Source organism: Parabacteroides sp. KHUB-02, from assembly GCF_056640955.1.
Genome location: NZ_JBWQEV010000001.1, coordinates 1,819,007 through 1,837,970, shown reverse-complemented (window position 1 = coordinate 1,837,970; position 18,964 = coordinate 1,819,007). Strand labels below are relative to the sequence as shown.

Annotated in this window: 15 protein-coding genes and 1 pseudogene; 6 read left to right on the top strand and 10 right to left on the bottom strand. The window is 46.0% G+C overall.

All coding sequences use genetic code 11. The features are described from left to right. Nucleotide 1 precedes the first annotated feature (1 nt). The 3 genes and pseudogenes from ACYIA1_RS08040 (at nt 2) to ACYIA1_RS08030 (ending at nt 4,006) form a co-directional block, all read left to right on the top strand. Nucleotides 2–1,249, top strand: a complete 1,248-nt coding sequence (locus tag ACYIA1_RS08040) for a DUF1015 domain-containing protein (RefSeq protein WP_044546169.1) — start codon at nt 2–4, stop codon at nt 1,247–1,249. Between the two features lie 173 nt (nt 1,250–1,422). Beyond that, nucleotides 1,423–1,596 (top strand): annotated as a pseudogene (locus tag ACYIA1_RS08035) (HAD family hydrolase); the annotation flags it as partial. 28 nt (nt 1,597–1,624) lie between these two features. Continuing rightward, nucleotides 1,625–4,006 (top strand): hybrid sensor histidine kinase/response regulator, encoded by a 2,382-nt coding sequence (locus ACYIA1_RS08030; RefSeq protein ID WP_480334948.1) that lies wholly within the window; start codon nt 1,625–1,627, stop codon nt 4,004–4,006. Nucleotides 4,007–4,075: 69 nt separating this feature from the next. On the opposite strand, the gene galE is transcribed toward ACYIA1_RS08030, so the two are convergent. The 9 genes from galE to ACYIA1_RS07985 form a co-directional block, all read right to left on the bottom strand. Then, a complete protein-coding gene (gene galE, locus ACYIA1_RS08025) occupies nt 4,076–5,116 on the bottom strand; it encodes a UDP-glucose 4-epimerase GalE (protein WP_005855657.1) in 1,041 nt (346 codons plus the stop codon). A 25-nt stretch (nt 5,117–5,141) separates the two neighbouring features. Further along, nucleotides 5,142–5,714 carry an electron transport complex subunit RsxA gene (rsxA, locus tag ACYIA1_RS08020; protein WP_005855659.1) on the bottom strand — a complete coding sequence of 191 codons (573 nt, stop codon included), beginning with the start codon at nt 5,712–5,714 and terminating at the stop codon, nt 5,142–5,144. A gap of 12 nt (nt 5,715–5,726) precedes the next feature. Continuing rightward, complete coding sequence (locus ACYIA1_RS08015) at nt 5,727–6,311, bottom strand: RnfABCDGE type electron transport complex subunit E (RefSeq protein WP_005865370.1); 585 nt, start codon at nt 6,309–6,311, stop codon at nt 5,727–5,729. A gap of 17 nt (nt 6,312–6,328) precedes the next feature. Continuing rightward, complete coding sequence (locus ACYIA1_RS08010) at nt 6,329–6,943, bottom strand: RnfABCDGE type electron transport complex subunit G (RefSeq protein ID WP_259013126.1); 615 nt, start codon at nt 6,941–6,943, stop codon at nt 6,329–6,331. Nucleotides 6,944–6,945: 2 nt separating this feature from the next. Next, nucleotides 6,946–7,914, bottom strand: coding sequence for an RnfABCDGE type electron transport complex subunit D (locus ACYIA1_RS08005; RefSeq protein ID WP_005855664.1), 969 nt, complete (start codon nt 7,912–7,914; stop codon nt 6,946–6,948). Between the two features lie 12 nt (nt 7,915–7,926). Continuing rightward, the gene (rsxC, locus tag ACYIA1_RS08000) at nt 7,927–9,258 is read right to left on the bottom strand and encodes an electron transport complex subunit RsxC (RefSeq protein WP_005865372.1); all 1,332 of its coding nucleotides are present in this window, start codon (nt 9,256–9,258) and stop codon (nt 7,927–7,929) included. A gap of 11 nt (nt 9,259–9,269) precedes the next feature. Beyond that, nucleotides 9,270–10,202 carry a Fe-S cluster domain-containing protein gene (locus ACYIA1_RS07995; protein WP_022193142.1) on the bottom strand — a complete coding sequence of 311 codons (933 nt, stop codon included), beginning with the start codon at nt 10,200–10,202 and terminating at the stop codon, nt 9,270–9,272. Nucleotides 10,203–10,211: 9 nt separating this feature from the next. Further along, nucleotides 10,212–10,628 carry a SoxR reducing system RseC family protein gene (locus ACYIA1_RS07990; protein ID WP_057327145.1) on the bottom strand — a complete coding sequence of 139 codons (417 nt, stop codon included), beginning with the start codon at nt 10,626–10,628 and terminating at the stop codon, nt 10,212–10,214. A 101-nt stretch (nt 10,629–10,729) separates the two neighbouring features. Further along, a complete protein-coding gene (locus tag ACYIA1_RS07985; RefSeq protein ID WP_008778497.1) occupies nt 10,730–12,274 on the bottom strand; it encodes a DUF3078 domain-containing protein in 1,545 nt (514 codons plus the stop codon). 417 nt (nt 12,275–12,691) lie between these two features. On the opposite strand from ACYIA1_RS07985, the gene ACYIA1_RS07980 reads away from it, so the two are divergent. From ACYIA1_RS07980 to ACYIA1_RS07970, 3 genes are all read left to right on the top strand, one after another. Beyond that, a complete protein-coding gene (locus tag ACYIA1_RS07980) occupies nt 12,692–14,299 on the top strand; it encodes a CTP synthase (RefSeq protein WP_005865380.1) in 1,608 nt (535 codons plus the stop codon). A 10-nt stretch (nt 14,300–14,309) separates the two neighbouring features. Beyond that, nucleotides 14,310–16,211 (top strand): membrane protein insertase YidC, encoded by a 1,902-nt coding sequence (yidC, locus tag ACYIA1_RS07975; RefSeq protein ID WP_057327146.1) that lies wholly within the window; start codon nt 14,310–14,312, stop codon nt 16,209–16,211. Nucleotides 16,212–16,459: 248 nt separating this feature from the next. After that, entirely contained in the window at nt 16,460–18,184 is a 1,725-nt protein-coding gene (locus ACYIA1_RS07970; protein ID WP_036630262.1) for a DUF6057 family protein, read from the top strand. Between the two features lie 16 nt (nt 18,185–18,200). Here ACYIA1_RS07970 and kdsB read toward each other — a convergent pair whose 3' ends face one another. Continuing rightward, a complete protein-coding gene (kdsB, locus tag ACYIA1_RS07965) occupies nt 18,201–18,953 on the bottom strand; it encodes a 3-deoxy-manno-octulosonate cytidylyltransferase (RefSeq protein ID WP_005865386.1) in 753 nt (250 codons plus the stop codon). Between the last annotated feature and the right edge of the window lie 11 nt (nt 18,954–18,964).

Genomic DNA, 18,964 nt, shown 5'->3' with positions numbered 1-18,964 from the left:
CATGGCAAAAATAAAACCTTTCAAGGGAGTTCGTCCGCCAAAAGAATTTATAGAGGAGGTGGCTTCCCGTCCCTATGACGTATTGAACTCGCAAGAAGCTCGTGTGGAAGCGGAAGGAAACGAGAAATCCCTTTACCATATCATTAAACCGGAAATCGATTTCCCAGAAGGGACGGATGAGCATGATCCGGCTGTTTACCTGAAGGCCGCCGCCAATTTCAATAATTTTCAGGAAAAAGGTTGGTTGGTTCAGGATCAGAAAGAATGCTATTATGTTTATGCCCAAACCATGAATGGCAAGACTCAATATGGGTTGGTAGTCGGGGCTTATGTTCCCGATTATATGAATGGCACGATCAAGAAACATGAGCTGACCCGCCGTGACAAGGAGGAGGATCGCATGAAGCACGTACGTGTCAACAACGCTAATATCGAGCCGGTATTCTTCGCTTATCCCGACAACTCAGAGTTAGACGCTATCGTTATGAAATATACGGCTCGTGAGCCCGAATATAATTTCGTGGCGAAATTAGACGGTTTCGGCCATACGTTCTGGATTATCGATGAGGATAAGGACATCGCCCGCATCACGGAGTTATTCGGGGAGATGCCTGCGTTGTATATTGCCGACGGACATCATCGTTCCGCCGCTGCTGCTTTGGTAGGAGCGGAGAAGGCCAAGCAAAACCCGGATCATAAGGGAGACGAGGAGTATAACTATTTCATGGCTGTTTGCTTCCCGGCCAACCAATTGACCATTATCGATTACAACCGTGTGGTAAAAGACTTGAACGGCTTGACCGAGGAACAATTCGTTGAGAGATTAACGAAAAACTTCGTGGTAGAGGAGAAGGGCTCTGCTATTTACAAACCGGGTGCCTTGCACAATTTCTCCCTGTATTTAGGAGGGAAATGGTATTCTTTGACCGCTAAGCCCGGTACGTACGATGATAATGACCCGATAGGCGTATTGGATGTCACGATCTCTTCGAACTTGATTCTGGATGAGATTTTAGGCATTAAGGATTTACGTTCGGACAAGCGAATCGATTTCGTGGGAGGTATCCGTGGCCTGGGTGAATTGAAACGCCGTGTGGATAGCGGTGAGATGAAGGTTGCCTTGGCTTTGTATCCCGTTACGATGAAGCAATTGATGGATATCGCCGATACGGGTAATATCATGCCGCCGAAGACGACGTGGTTCGAACCGAAGCTTCGCTCCGGTTTGGTGATCCATAAATTGGATTAAGTCTTATATACATAAATATAGCTTTGGATTGGGGTATAATCGTTGAAGATTATACCCTTTTTTATCCTTGTAACCTAGATATACGGAATAAATTGTATCTTTAGGACTTAAATAGTATCGCAATGGGTAAAATAAAAAATATAGTATTCGATCTGGGGGGCGTTATCATAGATTTGGACCGGGATGAACCTGTTCGTCGTTTAATAGAGATTGGGGTCAAAGATGCCGATGGATTGATAGATCCTTACGAACAAAAAGGGGTTTTTCAAGATCTGGAGACCGGAAAGATCGGAGTAGAGGAGTTTTGTCGCTATTTACGGAAGTATACGGGTAAAGACCTTTCTTATCCTCTTAATTAAATCTATATCATTGAAAATGACAAATACTACTTTAAATTTGGAAGAACTACTCTGTGGTGTAAACGAGCTAGTCGATACGCTTTGGATCGTCACATTAGGTAATGAAAAGGTTGAGATAATCAAAGATTCGATGACTCCCGAAAGGGAAGGAGAATGTTTGGAGTATACAGAACTTTGCCAGACTTACATTCAAGAATATGTATATCCTGCGGATTTAGGGAAATGGGAGGAGATCTTATCCTTGAATTCATTGCGGCAAATGGCGGCTAGCGGCGTAGCGAATAAGAAGTTCGACATGCGTTTCTGTAATGATTTGTTTGGTTTTGAGTGGCATGAGGCTTTTATTCGTATCTTGAAAGATAAGAGTGGAATTCCGGATCGTATCATTCTTTCCAGCCGTTATGTGAATCATTGCCGCAAGGCACAGATCGTAGAGGCTGCCGTTCAGACTGAGTATGATTATGTCGTTTATATAGAGGCAAACACGAATAGCTATGTCATGTATACTTCCAATCGTGAAAGTGGGACGCCGGTCCCCCCGATAGCGAGTAATGACTATGAAAAAGAGGTAGCCGAGTTCCACCACAAATATGTGCCGGAGGATCAGCGAGATGAGTTAACCCGAAATCTTTCCCTAGATCATGTCTTATCTGTCTTACGAAATTCCCGTGAGTATGTCTTGTTCTGTCAGGTGATGGAGAATGGCGTTTTTAGGGATAAGAAGATGCGTTTTAGCTTTTTCGATAAGGAGAGGAATATACTTCTTTTGACCCGGACCGATATTATGGAGGTTCGTGAGGAAGAGCGGCAAAGGCAATTACTTCAAGATGCCCTACAAGTGGCTAAATCGGCAAATCAGGCTAAATCGGATTTCTTATCCCGTATGAGCCATGATATACGTACTCCGATGAATGCCATTATCGGTATGACCACTATCGCCAGTATGCATATCGACGATCGGGAGCGTATAGTAGATTGCTTGAAGAAGATTATGGTTTCTTCCAAATTGTTATTGAACTTGATCAATGAGGTCTTGGATATGTCTAAGGTAGAGAGCGGACATATTTTGCTGACAGACGAGGAGTTCGATATGGGCGAGTTATTGCAAAGCGTAATTACTATGGTTCAGACTTCGGTCAGTCAGAAGTTTCAGGATTTCCGGGTTCACTTGTTTCAAGTCAAACATGAAAAGCTGATTGGCGATGTGCAACGGATTCAGCAAGTATTGTTGAATTTGCTGTCGAACGCCATAAAGTATACGCCGGACTATGGGAAAATAACACTTGAGATACGGGAAAAGCCAATTAAAAATGGTAATTATGGTTTATTTGAGGTTACGGTTATAGACAATGGTATCGGAATAAAGCCGGATTTCTTACACAAGGTTTTCGAGCCATTTGAACGTGCGGAAGACGCAACCCTGCGGAATATACAAGGAACCGGCTTAGGCATGGCAATAAGCCGTAATATCGCTCATATGATGAATGGTGAGATTCAGGTGGAGAGTGAATATGGCAAAGGTTCCGTTTTTACATTTACGATGCAGTTGAAATTGCAGGATCAAGGGTGTTTTGAGGATGATCATTTAAGGGATTTACCGGTTCTCGTGGTAGACGATGATATCGTGTGTTGCGAGAACGCATGTATGAGGATTAACGAGATCGGTATGAAAGGCGAGTATGCCATTTCTGGTGAGGAGGCTATCGGGAAAGTAGAGAGGGCACATCATCTTAATGATGACTATTTTGCCGTTATCCTTGATCTGAAAATGCCGGGAATGGATGGGATCGAGACCGCTACCCGTATCCGAAAAGTCGTTGGCCGGGATATTCCGATCATTATTCTTTCCGCTTATGATTGTCCGCATTTTGAGGAAATAGCCCAACGAGCCGGTGTCGATGGATTCATAAGTAAGCCGTTGATGAAATCCAAGTTATTTTATTTGATGAAAAGTTTCGCTATCAAGCAAGAGAAAAAAGAGGAAGAGACGGAGAAGCCTCAATATCCTTTCGGTAACTTTGAGGGTAAGCGGATCTTGCTGGTGGAAGATAATAGCTTGAATAGGGAAATAGCGACTGTGTTACTAGAAGAGACCGGTGCGGTGGTAGAGGAGGCGGAAAATGGCCTTGTCGCGGTGAATATGGTAAAAAACTCTAGTCCGGGATATTATGACTTGGTATTTATGGATATCCAGATGCCGGTCATGAACGGGTACGACTCTACTCGCCATATTCGGGCATTAGAACGTCCGGATATCAAGTCCATGCCGATAATAGCCATGTCTGCGAACGCATTTGCGGAAGACATCAAGTTGTGTAAAGAATCCGGAATGAATGAGCATATCGCTAAGCCGATCGATTTCGGGAAGGTTCTTGAGATCTTAGAGAAGTACTTGTAGATATAAGGATATAAAAAAGGCCGTATCTTAGCTAAGCGCTATCAGATACGGCCTCTTTTTTTGTGTTATTTACTGGATGCCACGTTCTCTCAAACGTTTCTGCCAGTTCCATGCGGATTGCAGGGTGTCGGCTAAAGTCTCCTTGGCGGTCCAACCTAATACCTTATTCGCGTGCTCCGGATTGGCCCATACCTTCTCGATATCCCCTTCACGACGGCCCACGATCTTGTGTGGAACCTTAACGCCTGTTGTCTGCTCGAAGGTATTGATCAGTTCAAGGACAGAAACACCATTGCCGGTACCTAGGTTGAATATCTCGATATGCTCATCAGACTTATTCTCAAGCATACGGTCCATAGCGATTACATGTGCTTTCGCCAAGTCTACGACATTGATATAGTCACGGATGCAAGAACCGTCTGCTGTATCATAATCATCGCCGAATACGCTTAGTTCCTTGCGGATACCCATAGCCGTCTGTGTCAAGTACGGGATCAAGTTCTGGGGAACACCATTCGGCAACTCGCCGATCTCTGCGCTTGGGTGTGCGCCTATCGGGTTGAAGTAGCGCAAGATGATACTCTTGAAAGGCGCCCCTGCGTGGATCGTATCCCGGATAATCTCCTCGTTGATCTGCTTCGTGTTTCCATAAGGAGACATAGCGGGTTTGATCGGGGCATTCTCGGTTACCGGCAAGTTCTCCGGGTCCGGTTGTCCGTATACCGTACAAGAGGAAGAGAATACGATACCTTCGATATTGAATTCAGGCATCATCTCCAACAAGTTCACCAAAGTGACAATATTATTGCGATAATACTTCAAAGGCTGCTGTACGGATTCTCCTACCGCCTTGCTAGCGGCGAACAAGATAATGCCTTTGATGCCCGGATGAGCTTCCAATGCCTTGCGAGTACCTTCCTTATCCTTTAGATCCAATTGGATAAACTCCGGACGGATGCCCGTGATTTTCTCGATACCATCGAGCACCTCGATATTCGAGTTTGACAAATCGTCGATAATGACTACCTCATATCCGGCGTTCTGCAATTCTACTGTGGTGTGTGAGCCGATATAACCGGTTCCGCCCGCTACTAAAATCTTCTTTTTCATTCTAGTGTTCATTTAGATAAGTTTGTTATACGATACCCGAGAATCCCATAAAAGCCATAGCTAGCAAACCGGCCGTTATCAAGGCGATAGGAGTGCCTTTCATGCCTTCCGGAACATGCGTCATGGCTAGTTGCTCCCGAATACCCGCGAAGATAATCAAAGCTAGCGCAAATCCAATAGCGGTCGAGATAGCATATACCACAGATTCTAATAAATTATACTCTTTTTGGATTACAAGGATAGCCACACCCAAGATACAGCAGTTCGTGGTGATCAACGGAAGGAATACACCCAACGCTTGATAAAGGGCGGGAGAGACCTTCTTCAATATGATTTCCACCATCTGAACCAAGGCGGCGATGATCAAGATGAAACTGATCGTCTGCATGAACCCTAATCCGAAAGCGTCCAATATGTATTTTTGCACGAGGAATGTAACAATCGTGGCGATCGTAAGCACGAACGTAACGGCGGCTCCCATGCCTGCGGCAGTCTCCACTTTCTTAGATACCCCCAAGAACGGACAAATTCCCAAGAACTGTGCCAGTACAACGTTATTAACGAATACGGCGGCGATAAATATCAATATATATTCCATATGATCCGTTTATTATGCTTTACGCAGTTTGTTTACTATTGCTACCAGATAACCCAAGGCGATAAACGCTCCCGGAGCCAATACGAAGATCAGCGAACCATATTCCTCGGGCATCAAGGTTACGTTGAATAACTTACCGGTTCCCAAGAACTCACGGCAAGCGCCCAGCAGCGTAAGAGCCATCGTAAAGCCCAGTCCGATACCGATTCCGTCGAAAGCGGATGGGATTACGCCGTTCTTCGCAGCGAAAGCCTCGGCACGTCCTAGTACGATACAGTTTACCACGATCAACGGGATAAATAATCCCAAGCTAGCGTATAAAGCCGGGACGAACGCTTCCATGCACATCTGCACTACGGTCACGAACGTCGCGATCACAACGATATATCCCGGGATACGCACCAAGTCGGGGATTACGTTTTTCAAGGCGGAAATCACGATATTCGAGCAAATCAATACGAACATCGTAGCCAATCCCATACTCATGCCGTTGATGGCCGAAGAGGTCGTTCCCAAGGTAGGACACATACCTAACAGTAATACAAATGTCGGGTTCTCCGTGATGATACCATTCATCAATATTTTTAGATTACTCATTGCTCTGTCCTCCCTTTTTATTTGTTATCAGTTGAAGTGGCACCCGTTAATCCGTCTACGCCTGCGAATGCGCTATACGCACGGTTCACGGCATCGAGGAACGCACGGCTGGAGATGGTCGCTGCCGTGATAGCGTCCACGTCGCCACCATCTTTTGTTACTTTTAAGCCTCCGTCCGGAATCGTACGTCCCAAGACACTTTGCTTGTTCTTGTCCGCACGGAACCATTCTTGCATCTTGGCTCCCAAGCCCGGAGTCTCGGCGTGTTGCAATACGGAATAGTTCAAGATCTTGCCATCCATATCGAAACCTACGATAACCCGTATCTCACCGCTAAAGCCTTTTTTCGTATTACTCTCTACGGCTCCGCCAACGACTTGTCCGCCTTTCTTGGCAGGATAAATCTTGAGGGAATCACCATCGGAGGAGACGGCCATATAGACGTCCTCAGTCGGTTTGTTGTCGAACTCGGGAGCAACGGCTTTAATCGCTTCCTCCAAGGCGGTCGCTTTGGCTACCGCTATAGGGCCGGCGGTAAACTGGTTCACTCCGGCTAGGATCGCCCCTGCTACCAAGCAAATGCCTGTTAGTGAAAGGAACATATTGGGTAATGTTGATTTTAATTTTGCCATGCTTACTTTCCTCCGAAATGTTTAGGTTTGATATAGCTGTTGATTAGCGGAGTAAATGCGTTCATGATCAGGATAGCGAACGACATACCTTCCGGGTAAGACCCGAACAAACGGATCACCGTGGTAAGGATTCCGATTCCCACGCCGTAGACAAGCATTCCGTTCTTGCTCATCGGCGAGGTTACGTAGTCGGTCGCCATAAAGATGGAGCCTAATAACAAACCGCCGGATAATAAGTGAACGAACGGGCTGGCGTATTGTACCGGATTCACCAAGTGCATGATGCCCGTGAATACGAATACGGTAGCCAAGATGGATACCGGGATCTGCCAAGTGATGATCTTTTTCCATAGCATGAATAAAAGACCGAGGATCAAGGCCACGGCGCTCACTTCACCGAGACTACCTCCCATAGCTCCTACAAGCATGTTCCCGTAAGACGGAAGCTCGGTCACGCCTTCGTTCATCAACGACAATACCGTTGCGCCGGTCTGGGCATCCGTATAAGTCATCGGGAAAACGTTCAAGGCATCTACCACCGGCCAAGTCGTCATCTGTGCCGGGAAGGAGATCAATAAGAATACACGTCCGACTAACGCCGGATTGAAAATATTATTACCTAATCCACCGAAAGACATCTTGCCGATGCCGATCGCCGCCAACGCTCCGATAATAATGATCCAGACCGGAAGGTTGGAAGGTAGGTTGAAGGCCAGCAATACACCTGTCAGGATAGCGGAGCCATCGCAAAGGGTCGGTTCCTTTTTCATCAGGAATCGCTGGATCAAATACTCGAATATCATACAGGCCAGAACCGATACGACCGTAACGATCAACGCTCCCAGACCGAAGAAATAAAGGGATACCAAGAAAGCCGGGATAAGGGCAATCAGTACACCATACATATTTTTGCTTATGCTGTCGCCACCATGGATGTGGGGCGAGGGCGATACGTATAAATTATTTTCCATGTTGCTCTTGTTTTATGACTTTCTAGACCGGATAATACCCATAACTTTTCCTTTACCCAACCGGATCTGATCCAGCAACGGACGGTTGGCCGGACAGGTATAACTACACGACCCGCACTCGATACAGTCGGTGATATAGTTCTTCTCCGCCAATTCCCAATTCTGGAATTCCGTGGCGTTCATCAATAGGGTAGGGTTTAATCCCATCGGGCAGACACCTACGCATTTGGCGCAACGGATGCAATCCCGGATCGGCTTGCGGACAGACTCCTCTTTCGTCAGTAATAAAACGCCGGAGCTTCCTTTGCAAACCGGCACCTCGGCGCTGATCAACGCTTTACCCATCATCGGTCCGCCACCGATAATCTTACCCGTATTCTCGGGCAGGCCACCTGCGGCCTCGATCAAGCAACTGATCGGGGTTCCCATACGAACCAAGAAATTGGAAGGATTAGCTACCGCCTTACCCGTGATCGTCACCACACGCTCGAACAACGGTTTATTCTTTTGTACCGCCTCGTAAACGGCATAAGCAGTTCCTACGTTCTGTACCACGGCACCCGCCGAGATAGGAAGCGCACCACTTTTTACCTGACGGCGAATAACGGCGTCGATCAATTGTTTCTCGCCTCCTTGCGGATATTGTACCTTAAGCGGCATGATCTCTATACCTTTATAATTTACCGCCAACTTTTGCAGATGGGCGATAGCGTCCGGCTTGTTATTCTCGATACCGATCACGGCCTTGTTCACGTTAACCGCTTTCATTAGGATCGTGACACCGACTAGGATTTGCTCGCCTTTCTCCAGCATCAACGAATGGTCGGAAGTAAGATAAGGCTCACACTCCACGGCGTTGATGATTACGATCTCTGCCTTGTTTCCGGGAGGCGGCATCAATTTCACCTGCGTAGGGAAAGTCGCTCCACCCAGACCGACGATACCGGAAGCGGCGATCTTATCCACGATTTCCTTGGAAGACAGCGCACACTCCTTCACTAAGGTCTCGCTGCGGTCGATCGTCTCTTCCCATTCATCACCTTCCACATCTATATATATAGCGGGACGTTTGTATCCGCTAGCGTCGAGAGCGTTATCTATCTTGTTCACTTTGCCGGATACGGAAGAGTGGATGTTCGCTGATACGAAACCACCCGCCTTGGCTAGCAATGTACCCACCTTTACCAGATCCCCTTTCTTCACCACGGCCTGCGCCGGGGCGCCGATATGCTGGCTGAGGGGGATAATCACCTGTTTAGGCGTAGCGAGAGCCGTAATTTTCTTACCGGCAGACAGTTTATTCTCGGGGGGATGTATACCTCCGATTCGAAATGTCCTTAGCATACTATTAGATTTTAATTTAGATTTGTTTTTTCTTCACTTGTAGCTTTCGGTGTGGCTTCCGGTTTCACGGTAGCCTCTGCCTTCGGCACCGGTTTCACGGTCTCCGCTTTCGGAGCGGGAGCGGCTTCCTTGCGAGGAGGGAAATTCAGCTCATGAATAGCTCCTGTCGGACATACAGCCACGCATTTGCGGCATAAACGACACTTCGTATAATCGATATAAGCTACGTTATTTGTTACGGTGATCGCCTCGAACGGACATTCCTTGGCACATTTGCCACAGCCGATACAAGCGTTGGCACAAGCCTTGCGAGCGGCGGCTCCCTTGTCCTTATTTACGCAAGAAACGTAAATCCGGCGTGATTTAGGTCCTTTCTTTCTTAGCTCGATGATATTCTTCGGGCAAGCCTTCACACAAGCACCACAGGAAGTACATTTTTCCTCGTCTACCTCGGCGATTCCCGTAGCCGGGTTGATGTGGATAGCGTCGAAAGCGCAGGCGTTCACGCAGTCGCCATAACCAAGGCAACCGAAAGAACAATTCGTCTCGCCTCCGTAAAGGGTAGAGGCGATGGCGCAACTTTTCGTTCCATCATAAGAGTTTGTACGTGGGCGGGCCTGACAAGTTCCGTTGCAACGGACAACGGCTACCATGGGTTCGGCTGTACCCGCCTCTTTACCCAGTATCGTAGCGACCTTGGCCATGACCGGGCCACCACCAACGGGGCAGAGCAATCCGTCTAAAGAGTCAGCTTTTACGCAAGCACCCGCGAATCCGGCGCAACCCGGATAACCGCAACCTCCACAGTTCGCCCCGGGAAGGACTTCCTGTACTTGTGCGATGCGAGGATCTTCGTAGACTTCAAATTTCTTGGAAGCAGCGTAGAGGAAAACCGCTCCGACCGCCCCGATTGCTCCTAATGAAATAACGGCAATTAAAATCATGATATATTATCAATTAAGTTTTTTCAAAGTAAATATAAATCGTCTTTTTAGTTTGTCACGCATTAAGTATAGTATACAGTAATAAGGCAGCAAAAGCGATAAACCGGTTAACCCGCTCGTGGTCTCGTCCCATTGTAGATTCGTACCGACCACGATGGCCCCTACGACTATCACCAAAGGAATGACAAATGCCAACAATACGGCCTGAAGCCCCATGGAATTTTGTCCGCATATCATCACTTCCTCGTTAATGCGAAACCGTCCCGACCGATCGGGTACCTCAATGATCTTATCCTTTTTCTCGGAAGCCGAGCACATAGACTGTGCGTGGCATCCCGAGCATGCGGATTGTTGGGTAATGCGGACGAAGACGGTGTCGCCATCAATCTTCTCTACAAATCCTGTATGATTTATACTTTCGCTCATATTTGTAATCTCGACATTGCAAAATCAAGGCAAAAGTAAGTATAATTTAGAAACTATGTCACGATTAACAAAGTTTATTATTCGAAATCTTAAATCCTAGCTTACCATTTGTAATTAAAACCGAAACTTAACAACTCATTAAGCTGGAAATAACTCTTGTTATCCTCTGTTTTTTCCACTCCATCGTCGTATCTAAGGTGAAAATAGATACGTGTGGAGAAAAAGCGGCTGATGGCCAGAACCAAGGTATTCTCGAACTCCCCGATGGTATGATCGCCATAAGTGGTAAAGAAATAAAGACGGGATTGCCAGCTTACGTTACGGTTGAAATCGAAGGCGAGGTCTGCACGGATCGTGGAACCTATTTGGCTTAGCTTGTTATTGAACTCACCGGTTTCCTCGTTTTTCTTGAAACCGTGACGGCTATAATCGATCTCTTGTGTCGTATACATATATGTATAGGAGATCGGCGCCAAGTTGGTGCTGAATTTAATCTTCTTATGCTTGTCGGTAAATTGTTTTTCCAGCTCGTATTTCATACCGAGACCGAAGTTGATAGAGAACGGGGCTAGGAACGCGGCCTGTTTGATGTGCTCGTTCTCTTGATAGTTGGTGAAGAACTGGGTCTTGAACTCAGCGTCGAACGTATAGTACCATTTGTTGAACGCTTGGTAGCCGACGTTGCTGTGTATACGGAATACGTCGTCACCGATCTTATAGTTCCTTAAGGTATCCTTCGGTGCCGTATATACGCTGGCTTTGAATTCCAGTTCGTTCGTTACTTGTACCTTATCTTTCTTATAGTCGTATTTTAAATTGTTCTTGGTGAACAGGTTCAAGTTGCTACTTCCACCCTTGTACCAGTTCTCCGAAACGTAGTTCTGGGAGAATTGGACGGCGCTCTCGAAGGCCGATATCCAGTATCTCCGCTCCGGGATAAAGCGGGCGGGAGCGTCTACGTCCTCAAAATTGGCATCAGCCTCCACCTTGATCGGCAAGTCCTCATAAATATTCTTCTTGATGAATTTAGGTTTGATCACCTCATTGGGCAGATCCCTCTCGGAGTAGCGGAAATAAGTCGGGTAATTGTTCTGCACATATTTGTAAGCCATCTCCTCGAACTGTTTGTTTCGCTCCAGATCTTTGAAGATGGAGTCTGTCCGGTATAAGTTATCATAGGGAGTCCTCTCCTTCAATGAATCGAAGTTGTAGAATATCAAGTTCTTGGGTAGATAATCTCCCCGGAAAACGATCGGCATGAATAAAGGGTTTACGATCACGGTGTCTCGGAAGGTCATCGTATTATCGAAAGCCGTGGAGGCGTCTCGTACCAGACGGGCCCAATACATCGCCTCGTCCGAGATCTCCAGTTCGTCTTTTTTCAAGAAACGCAGTAAATTCGTGCTTGGGGCCAAGGGCGCCGAGTAAGTCTTGTTTTGTTTCTCGAATTGTTTACGAATGTCTACGATGTTGTCTAATTCCTCTTCGCCAAGATTGATCGCAGGAATCGTATCATCCGATACGACTTGCTGTGCGGGACGTTGAACTATCGTTCCGGTAACTAGTTGGTTCTCTTGGCTGTATGCCGAGCTCCCAATTAGTGAAAGTAATAATAGCGCATACACACCATGCCTCTTCATCATCATAATACCTTATTTACATCTATTAGTTGTAGTGGTCGCAAAATTAGCTAAAAAGAATGATATACAACATACGATTTGATATTTATCTGGGTAAAAGTTACGATCACTGAGGCAAAGCAGGTGTGTCTAGCGAGGCTTATACGGACTTGCCTCAGTACTCCGCAGGAAGTACTGGAATACTTCGGTCAAAGTACTTCAGTACTTCCTGCGGAGTACCGAAGTAATTCCATGAGAAGTACTGTCTTTAGTGCCGTGCTTCGGGTCGGGAATCGGAAGAGTCCTGCCGAAGCACGGGTCAGTTCTGGAGATATTCAGCGAGAAATAAAAACATTAAATTTGGCATGTCTCGATGAAAATCGCTAACTTTGCGGTTTCGAAATGCAGGTGTGCAATTAAAAAGATAACTAAAATATTACTATCGTGGCAGATACAAAGTACATTTTCGTTACAGGCGGCGTGGTCTCTTCCTTAGGTAAGGGAATTATTTCCGCTTCTTTAGGTAAGCTCCTTCAAGCAAGAGGTTACAAGGTTACTATCCAAAAATTTGATCCTTACATCAACATCGATCCGGGTACGTTGAACCCTTATGAGCATGGGGAATGTTACGTGACCGTTGATGGACATGAGGCTGACTTGGACTTGGGCCATTACGAGCGTTTCTTGAATGTCCAGACTACCCGTGCGAATAATATCACTACCGGACGTATCTATCAAAGCGTGATCAACAAGGAGCGTAAGGGGGATTATCTGGGTAAGACGGTGCAGGTGGTACCTCATATCACGGATGAGATCAAGCGTAATGTGAAATTATTGGGTAGCAAGTATAAATTTGACTTCGTGATCACCGAGATCGGTGGTACGGTGGGTGATATCGAGTCTCTGCCTTTCATAGAGAGCGTTCGCCAGTTGAAATGGGAGCTGGGTAAGAACTGCCTTTGCGTACATCTTACTTATGTGCCTTATATCGCGGCGGCGAAAGAGTATAAGACGAAGCCTACGCAACATTCCGTGAAGCAATTGCAGGAGTTAGGCATCCAGCCGGACGTGTTGGTTTTACGTACGGAGCATGAGCTGAATGCGAACTTGTTACGTAAGGTGGCGTTGTTCTGTAACGTGGCCGAGGATTCCGTGATCCAGTCGATCGACGTACCGACGATCTACGAGGTTCCTTTGGTATTGCAACGCCAGAAGATGGACGAGGTGGTCTTGCGTAAGGTCGGTATGGAAGTCGGCCCGACTCCGGAGTTGAAGCCTTGGAAGGAATTCCTTGCCTTGAAGAGCACGGCTACGGATACGGTGAAGATCGGTTTGGTAGGTAAATACGTGGAATTGCAAGACGCTTATAAGTCGATCGACGAGTCTTTGTTGCAAGCCGCTATTTACAATCATCATAAACTGGATTTGCATTTGTTCCATTCGGAGAAATTAAATAACGAGAACGCCGCCGAGCAATTGAAGGATATGGATGGTATCTTGATCGCCCCCGGATTCGGGCAGAGAGGTATCGAGGGTAAGTTTGCCGCTATCAAATACGCTCGTGAGCATGATGTCCCTTGCTTGGGCATCTGCTTGGGTATGCAGTGCATGGTGATAGAGTTTGCCCGTGACGTATTAGGTTTGGCGGATGCCAACTCTACGGAGATGGAGCCGAATACGGCACATAAGGTGATCGATTTGATGGAGGAGCAGAAGAACGTTACCAATATGGGAGGTTCCATGCGTTTGGGTGCTTACGACTGTACGCTGAAAGAGGGCTCCAAGGTATTGGAGGCATACGGCAAGGAGCATATCCAAGAGCGTCATCGCCATCGTTTCGAGTTCAACAACGAGTATAAGAAGCAATATGAGGCCGCCGGTATGATGTGTACGGGTGAGAATCCGGAGACAAATCTGGTAGAGGTGGTAGAGATCCCCGCCTTGAAATGGTTCGTGGGCGTTCAATATCATCCGGAGTACAACAGTACCGTGGTGAATCCGAATCCTCTTTTCCTCAGCTTCGTGAAAGCTGCTATCGAAAATAAAAAATAATTGGTGATAAATGGATAAAAACACATTAATAGGTTTTCTGCTGATCGGTGTCGTATTATTTGCGTTTAGCTGGTTCAACCGGCCAACGCCTGAGCAGTTGGAGGCGCAACGTCGTTACCAAGATTCAATCGCGAAGATTGAGTATGCCCAGCAACTGGAATTGCAGAAACAAGAGAACAAAAGTGCTTTAGTGGAGGATTCGTTGGAGAACGTGCCGGACTCGGTAAGGGCGCAACGTTTGCAGCAGAGCTTCGGCGTATTCGGCGAAGCTATGGTGGGTACGGAAGATTACACGACCCTACAAAATAACTTGGTTGAGCTTCGTATCAGCAATAAGGGCGGACGTATTTGTTACGCACGCTTGAAGGAGTATGATACGTATAATGACGAGCCTCTCGTTTTGTTCGACGAGAAAGAGTCTAATTTTAATTTTACGTTGGTCACGGCTACGAACCGTGTCGTGAATACGGGCGATTTGTATTTTACCCCGGTTAAAGGTAATGACCCGAATTCCGTGATCATGCGTTTGAACACCGGCGAGGGTAGTCATCTGGATTTTACCTATACCTTGAAACCGGATGATTATATGGTGCAATACCAGATTCTGGGTACGGGATTGAACGGTGTCTTGGCACCGAGCACGAATGCCTTGGATTTATTGTGGGAGCAGGATATCCGCCAACAGGAAAAAGGACGTAAGTTTGAGGATCGCTACGTGACCTTGAACTACAAGTTCATGGCGGACGACGTGGAACACCTGAGCGAGTCGAAGAGTGACAGCAAGCAGATCCCGAACCGCTTGAAATGGATCGGTTATAAGGATATGTTCTTCTCTACCGTATTGATCTCGCAAGAGGGCTTTGAGGCTACTACCTTAGACTCGAAAGCGATTCCGGAGGGGGATGTATTGAAACAATTCAAGACGACCACTTCCGTACCTTTCGACTTGCAAGGTAAGGAGGCCACGAACCTGTCCTTTTATTTCGGACCGAATAAGTTCGCCTTGTTGAAGTCCTTCGATAAAGGTGTCGTTGCCGAGCAGCAACTGGATCTGGAGAAGTTGGTTCCGCTAGGTTGGGGTATTTTCCGTTGGGTGAATCAATATTTCGTGATCCCCTTGTTCGACTTCTTGGGTAAGTTTATCCATAATTATGGTATCTTGATTCTTTTGATGACTATCATCGTGAAGATCATCCTTTTCCCGTTGACGTATAAGTCTTATATGTCGTCCGCCAAGATGCGTGTATTGCGTCCGCAAGTGGAGGAGATCAACGCTAAGTATCCCGGACAGGATAAGGCTATGGAACGGCAGAAAGCGACGATGGAGCTATATAGCCGTGCGGGGGCGAGCCCGATGAGTGGTTGCTTGCCGATGTTGTTGCAGATGCCGATCTTAATCGCTTTATTCATGTTCTTCCCGTCGGCGATCGAGTTACGTCACCAGAGTTTCCTTTGGGCGCACGACTTGTCTACTTACGACGCTATCTTTAGTTGGAATAAATATATTCCGATCATCACTCCGTATTTCGGAAATCACATCAGTTTGTTCTGTTTGTTGATGACGATCACGAATATTTTTTATACCAAGTATAATATGGAGATGACGAATACTGGGCAGCAACAGATGCCGGGCATGAAGGCCATGATGTACATGATGCCGTTGATGTTCTTGGTGTTCTTCAACCAGTATGCTTCCGGTTTGACGTATTACTATTTCATCTCTACGTTGATCACAATCGTGCAGACATTGATCTTCCGCTATACGATCAATGAGGATAAATTGTTAGCTAAGTTGGAAGCAAACAAACGGAAACCGATGAAGAAATCCAGTTTCATGAAACGTCTGGAAGAGGCTCAACGAGCACAGCAGGAGACGTTGCGTAAACAACAAGAGGCTAAGAAAAAACGATAGGATAATAGTAATTGTTGTCCTTGAAAAAGGTCCCTTTATCTGCTTATTGGTAGATAAAGGGACTTTTTTGTACATCTTGGCTCCTCTACTTGAAAAACAAGACGTCTTGATCATGATTCTATTTGTTTATTTGTATTTATTCAAAACTTTTTGTTTGTTTGCATTGTTTTGTATTCAAAAGATTGATGAGGAAATTGATTTTTTCTATATTGAGGAAATAGGGAGGTTATAAATAAGGGATTTTGTCAATGACAAAAAATGAACGATCGCTTCAATGGGTAATAGCGGGAATATTCTTCGTAGTATGCTTTGCTTTCTTTCAATGGATTTACCCAAACCATTTGTTCTTCAAAGAGCAGATGAGGATTTTTTTGTATACCACCGATTATTTTATCTCGTTCTGGGATGAGCCGGCTTGGTTGAGCTGTTATGTGGGGAATTTCTTGATACAGTTCTTCCATTTGACTGTGATAGGCCCGTTAATCGTGACGTGCGTGTTGTTGCTCTTATGGTACTACTCTATGCGGGTTTTACGCAAGTTCGGGAATGGTAATATGGTCTCCATATATGCGTTGTTTCCGGTAGCGTTAGAGTGGGGATTGATTTGCCGGTTGTCGTATAGTATAGCGTCTACGCTTACGTTGATTTTCGTGCTATGGCTCTTCTTGGGATACATCCGGATTAAGAATAAGAGAACGTCCGTTTGGGTGGCTTTTATACTTCTTCCCATAATTTATAGCATGGTCGGTAGCCGGCTGTTTGTCTTCTCCTTGATGGTGATATTCTATGAGGGAGCCAAGAATAGGAAACGGTGGTGGTTCTGGCTTTCTCTTTTGTTATCGAGTTATTTATATCCGTTGTTCATGCGTCATTTTTATGGATTGAGCATTGAGGAGGCCTATAAATATTCCCATGTGGATGGCTTGAGCGTATATTTCCCCGCTTTAGCGTTGATTCTAGAGATATTCGCTTTGGAGATTAAAAGTATACGTAGGATACGTCTGAACCGGCATAGCTTGCTTATAACCTTTTTAGTCGTATTTGGATTCTTTTCATTTGTTATAGCGGGTACGAACCGGAAGCGGGAAAAGGTTCTGGCAGTAGACCAAGCGATCTATAGGGGTGATTGGGAGCGAGTCTTGGATTTGTCTGCCGGATTTGATTCTCCCGATATCTTGGTAAGTTATTATAGGAATATCGCTTTCTCCAAGAAGAACGAGTTGCCCCAGAATTTGATGGATCATTATCAACGAGGGGCGGACGCCTTGTTCTTACCGATCGATTTGAGGTCTTCTATACTTCCCGTGTTTTTCAGTAATGAGGTGTATTATCAATTGGGAGATATGGATATGGCCCGTCACCGGGCGATCGAAGGAATCTTGTTCAGCCCTAAACAAAGAAGTGTACGGCAGATCAAGCGGCTGGTGGAGATTGATATGCGGCGAGGGGATATTGAGGAGGCTAGAAAATACCTGAACCTATTGGACGCGACGTTATTTTATCACTCATGGGCAAGGTCGAAGGAGGAACAGTTGAAGGGTGAGGAGACCTTGTCGATGGAGAAACGTTTGCCGAGGAAAAGTGATTGGGAGCGAGAGCACGACATACTAATGTCCATATCCGATTATCCGGGCGTACTGTCAAGTTTGGTGGCGGAATATCCGGAAAATAAACAGGCATTGGATTATTTGTTGTGCTATTATTTACTGAACGAGAATTTGAATAGTTTTAAGAATGCGTTCGATACTTATTATAAAGGAAAATTTGAGGTTGTACCCCGTTTGTATGAGGAGGCTTTGGTACAAGTCTTATCTAAAAGCTCGGACGAGGAGGTGGCCGGTTATCAGATACCTCAAGATGTTATAGAGAATTACCAAGATTACATCCATTGTAAATCGGGTAGAAAAGCAAAGGAGGAATTACGAGAACGTTATTCCTCCACCTATTGGTACTACTCTGACTATATTCATTGAATAATAGTGTAAGTGATCAGCGGTTCGCGAGGAAGGCTAAGGCTTTCTCCATGTCCTCCGGTGTATCTATACCGATCGTTTCTTGCTCTGTGATGCCGACCTTGATTTTATATCCGTTTTCCAACCAGCGTAATTGCTCAAGGCTTTCCGCCAGTTCTAAAGCGGATTGAGGTAATTGGGTGATTTCTTTCAGCACTTGCGCACGATAGGCATATAACCCGATATGCTTGTAAAAGGTATGACTCGGCAACCATTCCGTATATTTCTTGCCCCGGATATAAGGAATAATAGATCGACTGAAATACATAGCCTCGTTGTTTTTGTTGAGTACGACTTTCGGGGAATTGGGATTGAATAGGGTACTCTCGAAATCATCGTCCGAACGGAAAGGCTTTACCAATGTCGCTATTTGCGTGTTTGCGTCGGCGAAGCAGGTTTTGATCGTCTGGATTTGCTCGGGATGGATAAAAGGCTCGTCACCTTGGATATTGACAATCACATCATACCCTTCGCCTATTTTCTGATAAGCCTCGTAGCAACGATCCGTACCGCTACGATGTTGATCGGAGGTCATGACGACTTGGCCACCGAAGGCTTTAACCGCATTCTCTATCCGGATATCGTCGGTAGCTACGCAAACGGAGTCTAAGACATCCTTTACTTGCTCATATACACGTTGTATCATGGGCTTTCCGTTCATATCCGCTAATGGCTTCCCCGGAAAACGGGTAGAGGCGTATCTCGCCGGAATAATTCCTATAAACTTCATCATTCTATATC